The organism is Bacillus sp. CPT56D-587-MTF, assembly GCF_058792335.1.
This window is the reverse complement of the sequence record NZ_JBYTEF010000001.1, coordinates 5,299,781-5,312,281: the sequence shown is the minus strand read 5'-3', so window position 1 is coordinate 5,312,281 and position 12,501 is coordinate 5,299,781. Positions and strand designations below refer to the sequence as shown.

Sequence of the window (12,501 nt, the reverse complement as noted above, 5' to 3'; positions counted from 1 at the left end):
CCTCCCTTTATTTTGTCCTCATAAGTAAATAAATAAAATACGGTGCACCAATTACAGAAATAACAAGACCGACTGGTATTTCTGAAGTTGTTAGTACACTTCTTGAAATCACGTCTGCGAATAAAAGTAAAAACGTTCCTATTAGCGCAGCTGTGGGCAACATAATTTGATGTTTACCACCAACAAGGCGCCTTGCTAAATGCGGGGCCATTAAACCGATAAAGCCAATTCCGCCGGCAACAGCAACAGATGCCCCTGCTAAACAAACTGCAATAAATAATAATTTACGTCTTTCTTTTTCTACGTTTACACCAAGGCCAACTGCTGTAGAATCGCCTAGGTTCATTACATTTAATATGTGTGCTTTACTTATAGCAAGCGGTAAGAAAATAACCATCCATGGAAGTACACTTAATACGAATTTCCAATCTGTACCCCATAGACTTCCCGCCAGCCAAATCGTAGCAAAACGAAAATCGTTAGATGTCATCTTCATAGAGAAAATTAAACTAACAGCTCCAAATCCAGCTGCAACGGCAATACCGACTAGTATTAATCGAGTCGATGAAACGCCGTCTTTCCATGCTAGTAAATAAATAATTACCGCTGCTAATATTGCTCCAACTAGTGCGAAGAATGGGAGAATGAATACAGATAAAAATGTACCAGTCCCTACTTTCCCGAAGAAGAAGTAGACGAATATAACAACTGTTAATCCCGCTCCAGCATTAATACCTATAATACCTGGATCAGCAAGAGGATTTCGTGATAAACCTTGCAAAATCGCGCCTGACATAGCTAAAGCAGATCCGACTAGTATAGCAATTACCATACGCGGCATACGGAATTCAAATAAAATAACAGACTGATCTTCAGCCCCTAGTCCAACCAATGACTTTAATACGTCCATTGGCGGGATTTTAAAAGTTCCTGTATTTAAACTAATAAGAAATATAGAAACGATTAGTCCTACTAAAATCGTTAATATAGAAATGTTCTTTTTTGTTAAGACACTCGTCCTCACATCTTTCCTCTCCCTTCATTACGTGCTAAGTAGAGGAAGAATGGAACCCCAATTAGCGCTGTAATTGCTCCAATTGGCGTTTCAAATGGCGGGTTAATAACGCGAGATAACATATCTGCACATTCAATTAACAGCCCACCTAAGACCGCAGAACATGGAATAACCCATCTATAGTCCGAGCCTACGAGGAAACGAGTCATATGCGGAATTACAAGACCAACAAATCCAACTGATCCTGCCATGGAAACTGCGGAACCCGTTAAAACAAGAACAAGTACTGTTCCGATAAATTTAATCAATGTCGTATTTTGACCAAGTCCAATCGCAATTTCTTCACCGAAGCTCAAAATTGTAATATATCTCGACATCATAATTGCGATAAAAAGACAAACAAGGCCAATTGGCACTAACATATTAATACTTTGCCATTTCACTCCAGCGACTCCGCCTGCATTCCACATACTCACCTCTTGGGCAAGATTGAAATACAATGCGATTCCAGATGAAATTGCCCCTAATAAAGCACTAATAGCTGCACCTGCTAAAGCTAATTTCACAGGTGTTAATCCACCTGGTGAAGAAGATCCAATTCCATATACAATGCTTGCACCAAACGCAGCTCCAATAAAAGATGCGATAACAAACATTAAATAAGGTGAATTAGGGAAAAATGCATACATAATTGCAATTCCAAATACAGCTCCATCTGTAATCCCCATTAACGATGGTGAAGCAAGTGGATTTCGCGTCATACCTTGCATAATTGCTCCTGATACCGCTAAAAAGGCACCTGCAACTACGCCCCCTATTGCTCTAGGCATGCGAAGCTCTTGAATTACGTTATGATGTGTAATAGATCCATCAAACTGAAATACAGCTTGCCATACAGTCTTTAAACTAATATCTGCAGCCCCAAAAGAAATAGAAACTGCCATACTTAAAGCTAACAAAATTGTACCCGCTACTAAAATAATAGAAGCGATGAGCGGTCTGCTCTTAATCTCTTTAACATTCTCTTCTTGCTGTTCTATACTGCTTGCGCTCGCTTCCATCCCTCAACCATCCTAACCAACAACATATATTTATTGAAATGAAATTTATTCTCAAATAGTAATAAAAAAATTAGGTGAATTGTTATTTCCCTGATAATGATTCTCAGAATCAGACACTTCTATTCTACCTATCGCTTTAAAAGACTGTCAACCATTATTTTGAAATATAAATTTATACAAATTGGTATTTTAATACAAAAGTTATGTTCATCCTTTAGAAAATGTTCGTCCACACAAGAGTACTTTCGCAGAATAAATCATTCCTCTTATGGGCATAAAAAAAGAAGAGTAATCTTTTCACTCTTCTTTTTCTTACTTATTTAACTTTGCTTCAATTTTCACGATTAACTCATCTTCTGTTGGAGCCGCAACTGGACGGTTATTTACAAATGCGAATGATTTTTTACGACCAGGACCACAGTAAGACTGACATCCAACTTCAATCGTTGCACATGAATCTACTTTTTTTAACTTCAGAACTAACGTTTTAATGTTCGTTGCCTGACAGTCATCGCACACGCGAAACTCGTTTCCCATTACATAACACTTCCTCTATTTTAAACTTTTCTCAAGTACATTTAAAAATAAACACTAAATGGTATTTTACCGCTCTTTGAAGCTCGTTGCAAGTTTCCCTACAAAGCCTATTCTCTACATAATGATACATATTTATATGCTCTCCTACAGAAGCGCTCACCATTCATGGGAAAATTTTTACCTTTCATCGAAATCTACCATATTTTTAAAAGCTTTGTATAAAAGTTTATTTTTTTGCCCATTATAAAAATAGGAAGTTCATAAAAAGAAAGGGAGTTGAATCTATGAAAGTAAGACAAGATGCTTGGACAGATGAGGATGATTTATTACTTGCTGAAACGGTACTTCGTCATGTTAGAGAAGGAAGTACGCAATTAAATGCATTTGAGGAAGTAGGGGATCAGTTAAATCGTACATCTGCTGCTTGTGGTTTCCGCTGGAATGCTGTTGTTCGCTATAGCTATGAACAAGCTCTTCAACTAGCAAAAAAACATCGTAAAGATAAAATGCGTGCTGCAAGCGGTGAACAAGCGAAAAAACGTTTACTTTATACACCACCAGCTTCAGATTCGATAACTGATTATGAAGAATTAGTACAAGAAGAATCAATCGTACAATATAAAGAAGCTATTCCATATCAAGAATCTACTGCTCCTGCTGCAAGAAGCTCTATGACAATGCAAGATGTTATTTATTTTTTACAAACAGTCGGATCTTCAAATATAAAAGTGACAGCTCTTGAAAACGAGAATACGAGATTGAAACAAGAAATTAAAGCACAAATCCTTCGGAATGAGGAACTAGAAAAGAAACTAGAAAAATTAGAAAAGCAATCTCATACTGTACAAGAAGATTACGAAACACTTATGAACATTATGAACCGTGCTCGTAAATTGGCAGTCATGGATGACGAAGAACGTTCTCAAACATCTTTCCGAATGGACCGAAACGGTAATTTAGAAAAAATTGCAGAATAAAAAGGATGCATGCAATGCATCCTTTTTATTATTTCACCTTTAAGCTCCCCCTTTATATGTGAGAAAACTCCATTCTTCATTTTTTGCTATAATAGAGATTGTCATTTTAAAGATAAGGGGTTAGTTATATGAGCAATTCCCGTTCCATTTTATCTCAGCCAGAGTGGCGCATTGTAGATCAGTCTAGTTTGGGACCAACATTCCATGCACTTCAGTCATTCGCAATGGATGACACATTATGCACAAGCATTGGAAATGGCAAGTCAGCCGCAACAATGCGTTCTTGGGTTCATCACAATACAATTGTCCTTGGCATTCAAGATTCACGCCTTCCGCATTTAGAAGAAGGTATTTCTTTTTTAAAACAACACAACTTCAATGTTATTGTTCGTAATTCTGGCGGGCTTGCAGTCGTGCTTGATGAAGGTGTTTTAAACGTATCACTTTTATTCCAAGAAACAGAAAAAGGTATTGATATTGATCTTGGATACGATACAATGTGGCATTTAATTAAGGAGATGTTAAAGGATTACGACGTTACTATCGAGGCAAAAGAAATTGTTGGCTCTTACTGTCCTGGTAGTTATGACTTAAGTATTCGCGATCAAAAATTCGCTGGTATTTCACAACGTCGTATTCGCGGGGGGGTCGCTGTCCAAATTTATCTCTGTGCTACCGGAAGTGGCTCTGAGCGTGCCGCACTCGTTCGTGATTTCTACAACCTAGCAATTCAAGGAGAAGAAACACGCTTTACGTACCCTGAAATTGTACCAAGTACGATGGCCTCACTCTCAGAATTACTTGGTGAAACCATTACAGTACAAGATTTAATGATGCGTCTTTTAAAAACATTGCAGCAATTCGCTTCAAAGTTAACACCATCTCAATTAACAATAGACGAGATTCCTTTATATGAGACGAATTTACAACGTATTATTGATCGTAATAATAAAGCACTTGGCTTAGAAAAATAAAGACCGTCGCTATTATAGCGACGGTCTTTATTTCAATTCATTATAGAATTAAAGTGCTTGAGCTGCTGTAATTAAAGCTAACTTGTACACTTCTTCTTCGTTACATCCACGAGATAGATCATTTACAGGCATGTTTAAGCCTTGTAAGATTGGTCCTACTGCTTCGAAGTTACCTAAACGTTGAGCGATTTTGTAGCCAATATTACCAGCTTCTAAGCTTGGGAATACGAATACGTTAGCATCACCTTTAATTGTAGAACCTGGAGCTTTTTTCTCAGCTACAGATGGTACGAATGCAGCATCGAATTGGAATTCTCCATCTAAAGTTAACTCAGGAGCCATTTCTTTTGCAATGCGAGTTGCTTCTACAACTTTTTCTGTTTCTGGAGATTTCGCAGAACCTTTTGTAGAGAAGCTTAACATAGCAACGCGTGGATCAATGCCGAATAACTCAGCAGTTTTCGCACTTTCGATACCGATTTCAGCTAAATCTTGGCTGTTTGGTGCAATGTTAATTGCGCAATCAGCGAATACATATTTCTCTTCTTCACGTACCATGATGAATACGCCAGAAGTTTTTGTAACGCCTGGTTTTGTTTTAATAATTTGAAGTGCTGGACGAACTGTATCAGCTGTAGAGTGAGCTGCACCACTTACTAAACCGTGTGCTTTGCCCATGTATACAAGCATTGTACCGAAGTAGTTTTCGTCTTTAAGGATTTTGCGAGCGTCTTCTTCAGTTGCTTTACCTTTACGGCGTTCAACGAAAGATGCTACCATTGCATCCATTTCTTCGTATGTAGCTGGGTCGTAAATATCAACGCCTGCTAATGTTAAATTCATGCTAGCAGCTTTTGCGCTAATTTCTTCCTTATTACCAACTAAGATTGGTTTTACTAACTCTTCTTTCGCTAAACGCTCTGCAGCGCCTAAAATTCTTTCATCAGTTCCTTCAGGAAGTACGATAGAAATGCCTTTTCCTTGAACTTTTTCTTTTACTGTTGTAAATAAGTTGCTCACGAATAAACCCTCCTACATATGTTAAAAAAACTCTATCTTTAAGAATACTGCTTTTCTTCTATATTTTAAACTTATAGCTCCCAAAAAATAGATAAAATAAAAATGATTATATTTTCATAAAATTCAGCCGTTAAATTCACCTTGCTTAAACACTTAAATGTGACAATTTTATGCGCCAAGGTTTTATATAGATGATTTTAAAACTATATATGCTATAGTTAACGTGTAAAACTATCATTAACTGAGGTGAATAGAATGAGTGAAGCAACAACAACGTTAGATGGCTGGTATTGTTTACATGATTTACGTTCTATTGATTGGGCTGCATGGAAAACATTATCTAGCGACGAACGCGGACAAGCAGTGTCTGAATTTTTAAATGTCGTTGAAAAATGGAACGAAGTAGCTACTGCGAAAAAAGGTAGTCACGCAATGTATACAGTTGTTGGCCAAAAAGCTGATATTATGCTTATGATTTTACGTCCAACAATGGAAGAGTTAAATGAAATTGAGACAGAATTGAATAAAACAACTTTAGCTGAATATATGGTCCCTGCATATTCTTACGTATCTGTTGTTGAATTAAGCAACTACCTTCCAGCTGATGAGGATCCATACCAAAACCCGCAAATTTTAGCTCGTTTATATCCTGAATTACCGAAAGCAAATCATATTTGCTTCTATCCAATGGATAAGCGTCGCCAAGGTGATGACAACTGGTACATGCTTCCTATGGAAGAACGTAAAAAAATGATGTACAGCCATAGTAAAATTGGTCGTCAATACGCAGGTAAAGTACGCCAAGTGATTTCAGGATCTGTTGGATTCGACGATTTCGAATGGGGCGTAACATTATTCGCTGACGATGTTCTTCAATTTAAGAAACTTATATACGAAATGCGCTTCGATGAAGTAAGTGCTCGTTATGGTGAATTTGGAACATTCTTCGTTGGAAACATTTTACCAGACGAAAAAGTAGAGAAATTTTTACACATATAAATGGTGAAAAGGAACGAAATTCGTTCCTTTTTTTATTCTTCTCTATATTTATCCTCAAAAATCTCCTTTTTTCTACACTTTTGAAGAAAAACCAACATTTTTTCAAATTTCTTGTAAAATTGTAACCTTTTTATATGTAAAGATATGCTAAAATGATACGAGCTATATGCTAAATAACGATGCGAAGGTGATAATCTATATGAAAAAAATCTTGTCTATTTTACTATTGCTTGTATTGTCAATTTCTTCCTTAGTAGTAACAACATCCCATGCGGAAGAAAAAATACATATTGAGGCGGCTGCTGCACTTTTATTTGATGCAGATACAGGAAAAATACTTCACGAGCAAAATCCAGATGAATTGCTAGCTATTGCTAGTATGTCAAAATTAATTGTTGTTTACGCTGTTTTAGAAGCAATTAAAGAAGGAAAAATCACATGGGATACGAAAGTAAATATTTCTGATTACGCTTATGAAGTCTCTCGTAATAATGAATTCTCTAATGTACCGTTCGAAAAAGGACGTCAATATACTGTAAAAGAATTATATCATTCTATTGTTATATTCTCCGCAAATGGATCTAGTATTGCTTTAGCAGAACTTCTTGCAGGAAGTGAGAAAAACTTCTTAAATCTTGCAAATGAACATGCTAAAAAGCTAGGATTAAAGAAATATAAATTTGTAAACGCTACTGGCTTAAATAACGCTGACTTAAAAGGAAAACATCCTGAGGGTACTGATCCAAATGCAGAAAACTCTATGTCAGCTCGTGATATGGGTATGCTTTCAAAAGCAATGATTACAAAGTATCCAGAAATGCTAGAGGATACAAAACAAAGATTTAGAAACTTCCCAGACAATCACCCAAAACCAATTCGTATGGAAAACTGGAATTGGATGTTACCAGGAGCTGCTTTCGCTTATGAAGGTACTGATGGTTTAAAAACCGGAAGTTCTGATACAGCTGGATACGGATTTACCATTACTGCTAAACGTGGTGATGTACGTCTTATCTCGGTTATTATTAAAACAAAATCAATGGATGAACGTTTCACGGAATCTCGTGAATTAATCGAATATGGATTTAATAACTTTGAAAAACAAAAACTAAAAGTTAATAAAAACAATACAATCTCTGTAGTAAAAGGGAAAGAAGACCAAGTAACTGTTGCACCCGAAAAAGAAATAACAGTAATTGCGAAAAAAGGTAGCAAAGAGCCTTATAAAATTGGAACTGAATTAGATAAATCTCTTTCTGAAGATGGACATTTAGTTGCCCCTATTAAGAAAGATACCAAAGTAGGCTCAATTACTTTAGAATCAACTGATAAATATGGTTTCTTAGACGGTAGTAAAAGTATGAAAGTTACTGCAAAAACGACAGAGGAAGTTGAAAAAGCAAATTGGTTTGTGTTAACAATGCGCTCTATTGGTGATTTCTTCTCAAACTTATGGTCTAAAATTTTTTAATAAAAAAGCTGGCTCACGCTAGCTTTTTTTATTTTCCACTCTCAATGTAAAACTTCGTTTGGTTGTCATATCTGAGTCCTTTTTCTCATACGTATGAACTAGTAATTGTTACACACTTCATCTAGAAATAAAGTGAAACTTTAATCAGTGGGGGAATCCCCCGCTGATTATTAGTTGAACCAATCGGGCGTTTACGGGCAGTTTGATCTCCCATCTAATTTCTTTACTTCAACCAAATTTTAGGGCAGGAGTCTTACTGCCCGTTAATGCGGGATAAACCTCTTTCCAAAAGGTATTACAAAAAGAGAGGTGACACATAATGGGCGTTATTGCTTATAACGAAGAAGATGTAAAGTTGTTGGCTAGACTGATGCGTGCTGAAGCCGAAGGAGAAGGGCAACAAGGAATGTTAATGGTCGGAAACGTTGGAGTAAATCGTGTCCGCGGAAATTGTTTAGATTTTAGAAAAATACGTAATTTACGTCAAATGGTTTATCAAAATCCTGGTGGTTTTGAGGCAACACAAAAAGGGTATTTTTATCAAAGAGCCAGGGAACAAGATATCGCCTTAGCAAGGCGAACTATTCAAGGACAACGTTTTTGGCCCGCTAACTTTGCCTTATGGTTCTTTAGACCTGAAGGTCCTTGTCCGCCAACTTGGTATAACCAACAAAACTCTGGTCGCTTCAAAAAGCACTGCTTCTTCCAACCATCTGGCGAAGACTGCCCTAGCGTATATTAAGAGATGAAAATGAGGAGGGATTTTTGAATGGCACAGCAACAAAATCCGTACTATGGAACAGGTTTTTATCAACCATCTGGAACTTATGTACAACCGCAACAAATGACTCAACAACAGCAGCAAGCGATGCAACAACAAACAGCTCAAGCTGCGCAAGCTCAATATGCAATTTCTCAAGGCATGTTACCTCTAGAGCAATCCTATATTGAAAATATCCTTCGTTTAAACAAAGGTAAGCAAGCTACGGTTGTAATGACCTATGAACGTGGCAGTTCCCTTGGCACACAATCTTATACAGGTATTATTGAAGCAGCTGGCCGTGACCATATCGTTATTAGTGAACCGCAATCAGGAAAACGCTATTTACTACTAATGATCTACTTAGATTACGTAGAATTTCCAGAAGAAATTACGTATTTACCTAGTCAACAAGCAACTTATACTCCAAGACCATAAAAAAAGCTGGCAAATGCCAGCTTTTGTTTTTTTATAATCCTTTTACAACTGCAGTCCCTACTAGGATCCACGCCACAATAAACGCTACACCACCAAGAGGTGTAATTGGACCAAAGAACTTAATACCTGTCGTACTTAATGCATACAAACTACCTGAGAACATAATAATTCCAGCTACCATTAGCCAACCAGCAGTAGTTAAAAGTGATGATTGAACCTTATCCATCAATAAAGCAACTACGAATAGTCCACCTGCATGAAACATTTGATATGTAACGCCTGTTTTCCACACTTCTAACATTTTTGCAGAAATTTTATTTTCTAAACCGTGTGCTCCAAAGGCCCCTAATGCAACAGATAGCCCCGCTGCAATACAACCTAGTAAAAAGAAAATTTTCATCATAATTCCCCTTTTTTACCTTTATCATAAGCAATTTTTGCATATAAGCCAAACGATTTATCTTCTAAAAATCAAATAAAGAATTACCGTTTGCATCACTTTCTTTTATATATACTGGCTCCCCAGAAACAGGTGCAATTGGTTGCATAGTTGTTACTGGTTGTGATCCAATTACTTGCGATGGAATTTGCGGTTCTCTATATGTAGATGTTTCAACTTGTTCATCTAATAATAAGTCACATAAAGCACGCACAACTAATAAATGTTCTTTTGACTTTTGTCCTTCACTACCTTTTGCCTTCGCAATTTCATTCGCCATTTTATTTAAAATCTTGTCGCTAGATATTTGCATTTCTTCTCACCTCGTACTTTGTAATTCTTTCTCGAATTGCCCCAATTTCTCTACTGAACCAAATACTATTATCATATCACGTTCTTTCAATTTTTCCTGCCCTGCTGGATTATGTATAATATCCCCATTTCTTGAAATCGCTAATATTGTTACATCAAACTGATTCCTTACATTACTCTCTAGTAACGATTTACCAACTAATATTGAATCTTTTCCAACTAGAATTTCTTCAATGACAAATGACTGTTCTATTCCATACAACACTGTATCAATATAATGAACGGTTAATGGATTTGCAATACCTTTTGCGATATGAATACCCGCCATACTAGATGGATTAATAACCTTATTTGCACCGGCACGCCTTAATTTCTCTTCAGTTTCTGGCTTTTCAGATCTCGCCACAATTTTAATCGTATCGTTTAACCCTCTTGCTGTTAATGTAATAAATACATTTTCGGCATCATTTGCAACAATAGCAACTAAACCAGCTGCTTTTAAAATTCCGGCATTATGTAATACTTGATCTTCCGTTGCATCTCCATGTACAAATAAAAGCTTTTCCTGCTCCAATATACTTTCATCTTTATCAACAACGACAAATGGAATATTCTTTTCTTGCAATTCATGTACAACTTGAAGCCCCACTCTACCGCAACCACATACTATAATATGATTTTTCAACTGCGCTATTTGTTTATCCATCTTCTTCCTCCGTACTGCATGAAATAAATTCCCTTCAATAATCATAGCTGCCACTACCCCAATTGCATACGTAACAATACCTACGCCAACAGGAATAATAAGAAGCGCAAATACTTTCCCCGCTTGCGTTACAGGAACAGCATCTCCGTATCCAACAGTCAATACAGTAATCATTGTCATCCAAAATGCTTGAAACAAACTAATCTCTTCAATCGTCATAAATCCTATCGTTCCTAGAATTACAACAAAAGTCATACATATAACTGCTATCCATAATTGCTTACGTGCATTCATACCGTGTTTCAACTCTTTTCTCTATCTACAATCTTTGCCAGTGGAAATAAAATACGTATATACTAGATACGGAATCTATGAAAGAGGTTGATATAATGAAGACATTTCTTTCCGCCTTACAATGGGCACTATTTATTTTAGCTGGAAGCCTTATTGTACCAATTAGTGTCGCAACTAGTTATGGTCTTGATGGCGCTGAAGCTATCGCATTCGTACAAAGAACGTTATTTGTTCTAGGCTTTGCTGGTCTCTTGCAAGCTATATTTGGGCATAAACTTCCTATTCAAGAAGGTCCTGCTGGCCTTTGGTGGGGAATTTTCTCCCTTTACGCAAGTTTAGGCGTCGTATTATTTGGATCAAGCAATGAGACACTTAAAGTTCTTCAATATGCTTTCTTATTAAGCGGTATTATTTGTATTATTCTTAGCGTTTTTGGACTTATTGATAAACTCGTTCGCTATTTTACACCGACAGTCATTGGAACGTATTTATTTCTTCTTGTCGCGCAGCTTAGTGGCTCCTTCTTAAAGGGAATGTTTGGCCTTGATGGAAAACATACAGAAGTACAACCTAACGTATTTATTCTTTCACTCATTGTTATTTTACTATCCTTTTTCATCATGAAGCTACCTATTATTGGACAATATTCCGTTCTTTTCAGTATCGTATGCGGCTGGATATTATTCGCATGTTTCGGATTATCTAATCCAATAACACCAGTGACAGACATAATCCGTTTTCCATCCTTATTTGTTTTCGGAATGCCTCGTGTTGAATGGAACATGGTAATTACGGTCATTTTCGTTACACTCTTACTTCTAACAAATATGTTAGCAAGTATTCGCGTTGTACAAAAGGTTGTCTCTAAATATGAAGAAAACGCTGCATCAGATCGTTTTAAACAAGCTGGCATTATAACAGGAATCAACCAATTGCTAGGCGGCCTATTTTCAGCTATTGGGCCTGTGGCTATTTCTGGAACAGCAGGTTTTATTGCAACGACTAATATTTATAAACGTCTCCCGTTTATATTAGGGTCAAGCTTTATTATTGTTGTTAGTATATTTCCAAAGATTACTTCATTCTTTGCAGCAATCCCTGTTGCAGTTGGTTATGCCGCTATTTATCCTGTATTCGCAAGCATGATTGGTCTCGCCTTTCGAGAATACGAAACTGTCCAGGATAAAGAACGATTATTTAAAGTAGCCGGTCTTTCAATCTTTACAGGAGTCGGAGTTATGTTTGTTCCAGCAGGAGCATATTCCACACTTCCACCATTTCTAGCATCGTTTTTAAGTAATGGTCTCGTTCTTGGATCTGTAATGGCAATCTTGCTAGAAATACTATTTTCTCGTTCCGCTGCAAAACAAATATCGTAAATTGGAAAACTTCCATTATTGCACTCTACCTTTAGAGTTGTTACGATAAAATCAAACTTTAATCATTGGGGTTTTATTCTTCCCCAATGATTATTAACCAATATTATGAGCAACAACTC

General features: G+C 36.7%; 14 protein-coding genes. 7 read left to right on the top strand and 7 right to left on the bottom strand.

Going from position 1 to position 12,501, the window contains the following annotated elements; genetic code table 11:
* Positions 1 to 7: 7 nt before the first annotated feature.
* The 3 genes from AC3WVZ_RS27585 to AC3WVZ_RS27575 all read right to left on the bottom strand — a co-directional run bounded on the left by AC3WVZ_RS27585 (position 8) and on the right by AC3WVZ_RS27575 (position 2,613).
* On the bottom strand, positions 8 to 1,024 hold the full coding sequence (locus AC3WVZ_RS27585) for a FecCD family ABC transporter permease (protein WP_001260757.1): 1,017 nt from the start codon (positions 1,022 to 1,024) through the stop codon (positions 8 to 10).
* Positions 1,021 to 2,076 (bottom strand): FecCD family ABC transporter permease, encoded by a 1,056-nt coding sequence (locus AC3WVZ_RS27580; RefSeq protein WP_000388294.1) that lies wholly within the window; start codon positions 2,074 to 2,076, stop codon positions 1,021 to 1,023. Before AC3WVZ_RS27580 ends, AC3WVZ_RS27585 begins: the two co-directional genes overlap by 4 nt.
* Positions 2,077 to 2,388: 312 nt before the next feature.
* Positions 2,389 to 2,613, bottom strand: coding sequence for a YuzB family protein (locus AC3WVZ_RS27575; RefSeq protein ID WP_233935702.1), 225 nt, complete (start codon positions 2,611 to 2,613; stop codon positions 2,389 to 2,391).
* A gap of 284 nt (positions 2,614 to 2,897) precedes the next feature.
* Here AC3WVZ_RS27575 and AC3WVZ_RS27570 point away from each other — a divergent pair, with 284 nt between their 5' ends.
* Together AC3WVZ_RS27570 and lipL are read left to right on the top strand one after the other, a co-directional pair.
* The gene (locus AC3WVZ_RS27570; protein ID WP_000868358.1) at positions 2,898 to 3,590 is read left to right on the top strand and encodes an RsfA family transcriptional regulator; all 693 of its coding nucleotides are present in this window, start codon (positions 2,898 to 2,900) and stop codon (positions 3,588 to 3,590) included.
* A 128-nt stretch (positions 3,591 to 3,718) separates the two neighbouring features.
* Positions 3,719 to 4,564, top strand: a complete 846-nt coding sequence (gene lipL / locus AC3WVZ_RS27565) for an octanoyl-[GcvH]:protein N-octanoyltransferase (protein ID WP_050229024.1) — start codon at positions 3,719 to 3,721, stop codon at positions 4,562 to 4,564.
* A gap of 48 nt (positions 4,565 to 4,612) precedes the next feature.
* On the opposite strand, the gene pta is transcribed toward lipL, so the two are convergent.
* Positions 4,613 to 5,584 carry a phosphate acetyltransferase gene (pta, locus tag AC3WVZ_RS27560; RefSeq protein ID WP_000067215.1) on the bottom strand — a complete coding sequence of 324 codons (972 nt, stop codon included), beginning with the start codon at positions 5,582 to 5,584 and terminating at the stop codon, positions 4,613 to 4,615.
* 255 nt (positions 5,585 to 5,839) lie between these two features.
* Here pta and hemQ point away from each other — a divergent pair, with 255 nt between their 5' ends.
* The 4 genes from hemQ (at position 5,840) to gerQ (ending at position 9,252) form a co-directional block, all read left to right on the top strand.
* Positions 5,840 to 6,583, top strand: coding sequence for a hydrogen peroxide-dependent heme synthase (gene hemQ, locus AC3WVZ_RS27555; protein ID WP_001287595.1), 744 nt, complete (start codon positions 5,840 to 5,842; stop codon positions 6,581 to 6,583).
* A 199-nt stretch (positions 6,584 to 6,782) separates the two neighbouring features.
* A complete protein-coding gene (locus AC3WVZ_RS27550; RefSeq protein ID WP_100651790.1) occupies positions 6,783 to 8,054 on the top strand; it encodes a serine hydrolase in 1,272 nt (423 codons plus the stop codon).
* Positions 8,055 to 8,373: 319 nt separating this feature from the next.
* Entirely contained in the window at positions 8,374 to 8,796 is a 423-nt protein-coding gene (gene cwlJ / locus AC3WVZ_RS27545; protein WP_000538169.1) for a cell wall hydrolase CwlJ, read from the top strand.
* 27 nt (positions 8,797 to 8,823) lie between these two features.
* On the top strand, positions 8,824 to 9,252 hold the full coding sequence (gene gerQ / locus AC3WVZ_RS27540; RefSeq protein WP_000068652.1) for a spore coat protein GerQ: 429 nt from the start codon (positions 8,824 to 8,826) through the stop codon (positions 9,250 to 9,252).
* A gap of 31 nt (positions 9,253 to 9,283) precedes the next feature.
* Here the strand turns inward: gerQ and AC3WVZ_RS27535 are convergent, their stop codons facing one another.
* The 3 genes from AC3WVZ_RS27535 to AC3WVZ_RS27525 form a co-directional block, all read right to left on the bottom strand.
* On the bottom strand, positions 9,284 to 9,652 hold the full coding sequence (locus AC3WVZ_RS27535) for a DUF423 domain-containing protein (protein WP_000688315.1): 369 nt from the start codon (positions 9,650 to 9,652) through the stop codon (positions 9,284 to 9,286).
* A gap of 64 nt (positions 9,653 to 9,716) precedes the next feature.
* Positions 9,717 to 10,004: a YwdI family protein gene (locus AC3WVZ_RS27530; protein WP_063219918.1), complete on the bottom strand. Its 288-nt coding sequence runs from the start codon at positions 10,002 to 10,004 to the stop codon at positions 9,717 to 9,719.
* A 6-nt stretch (positions 10,005 to 10,010) separates the two neighbouring features.
* Positions 10,011 to 11,003 carry a potassium channel family protein gene (locus AC3WVZ_RS27525; protein ID WP_000993980.1) on the bottom strand — a complete coding sequence of 331 codons (993 nt, stop codon included), beginning with the start codon at positions 11,001 to 11,003 and terminating at the stop codon, positions 10,011 to 10,013.
* A 95-nt stretch (positions 11,004 to 11,098) separates the two neighbouring features.
* Here AC3WVZ_RS27525 and AC3WVZ_RS27520 point away from each other — a divergent pair, with 95 nt between their 5' ends.
* Positions 11,099 to 12,382, top strand: coding sequence for a purine/pyrimidine permease (locus AC3WVZ_RS27520; RefSeq protein ID WP_233935701.1), 1,284 nt, complete (start codon positions 11,099 to 11,101; stop codon positions 12,380 to 12,382).
* Positions 12,383 to 12,501 lie beyond the last annotated feature (119 nt).